Here is a 1,232-nt window from a genome sequence, read left to right as displayed (position 1 = left end):
TTTGTCTCAGCAACCATCCAAGATATATAGATGGTTGCCAAGCCACTGTGTCCCTTATATAAAAACATTATAAAGCCTTTAGGCTGAGATTATTATCCCGAACTGAGGTTGATTTTTCATTTTTGTCATAGCCGACGGAGGGAAAGAGAAAAAGCCTGCTCTCGTTCCGAAAAAGATTTCCTTGCCGAACTGATAACTGGCATCTGCCGAGAACTTGATTTCTCCCAATCCATCTTCTTGGGTGAAATAAGTGATGTTGCGCAAATGGTCTGACTCCTGATTTTTCCAGGTGATATATGCCAGTGCCTTGTTGAGCGCTACCCAGATATTGCCGGAAGCATCGCCTTCTACAGAGAAGGTCTGATCATCCGGAAGATGAAGCTTTCGGTTCTGGTATTCAAAACGGTCTTCCACCTTATTATATAGGAAGAGTCCGCCACTATTTGAAATAGCCCAAAGGCGACCTTGATTGTCTTCCATGCATTTCTGCGCATCGTTAATGGCATATTTGCCGTTTTTAGGGCAGTATTGTCTGTATTTTAGTGAACGGATATTCCGGGTTTTGCCCGATATACGGATAATACCCTCATTATCTGTAGAAACCCAAATGTTGCCTTGCCTATCCTGGCAGATGTTACGGATGTCGCAGCTGCTGAAGTCTTTCTTGCCTTCTTTCATGGTCAGGAAGTAGCCTGTATTGTCTGGATATACGATACTCATACCATTTCGGCTTCCTATCCACATCGTCTTGTCTTTCGATTCGAAAACAGCATTAACGAAATTTTCTTTTATGTAGTTCGTATTGGTGTTGTCCAGGCAGAAGGCTTCTTTTTCCTTCGGTTTGATGATGACACCGTAGTTGTTGACGGCAAACCATATTTCATCATTGCTTCGTTTCACGATGCTGGTAATGCTGGTGGTAAGGGTATAGCTGCTCAGTTTACCAAAGCCCGGAATGCCTTTATTATAATAGGTGTCACCGGTATCTCGATTGTAGAGCGCTATTCCGTACGGATTGAGTCCGAGCCAGAACCATTTACCGTCGGTAGTGAGAATCGCATTGACATAGTTGATGGTAGGGGCATTCTGCAGGTTGCCCAGATACCACTGCTTGAAGAGAGATGGGGGAGGCCGTCCGAAAACTTAATTAGGGAAGCAAACAACTGAATTGGGCATTTTTCTTTTGCTCTTTATAGTTAATTAACCTCGTATCTTCTTGATTCTCAATTATT

The 1,232-nt window shown here is 43.2% G+C and carries 1 protein-coding gene; it reads right to left on the bottom strand.

Annotated features, from left to right (window positions below; all coding sequences use genetic code 11):
* Positions 1–78: 78 nt before the first annotated feature.
* Positions 79–900 carry a two-component regulator propeller domain-containing protein gene (locus DW830_RS15485; protein WP_119250494.1) on the bottom strand — a complete coding sequence of 274 codons (822 nt, stop codon included), beginning with the start codon at positions 898–900 and terminating at the stop codon, positions 79–81.
* Positions 901–1,232 lie beyond the last annotated feature (332 nt).

It is taken from the genome of Prevotella sp. AM34-19LB, assembly GCF_003468525.1.
In the GTDB taxonomy this organism is placed as follows: Bacteria; Bacteroidota; Bacteroidia; order Bacteroidales; family Bacteroidaceae; genus Prevotella.
Note: the sequence above shows the minus strand (reverse complement) of the source record. Positions and strands in the feature narration are given on the sequence as shown.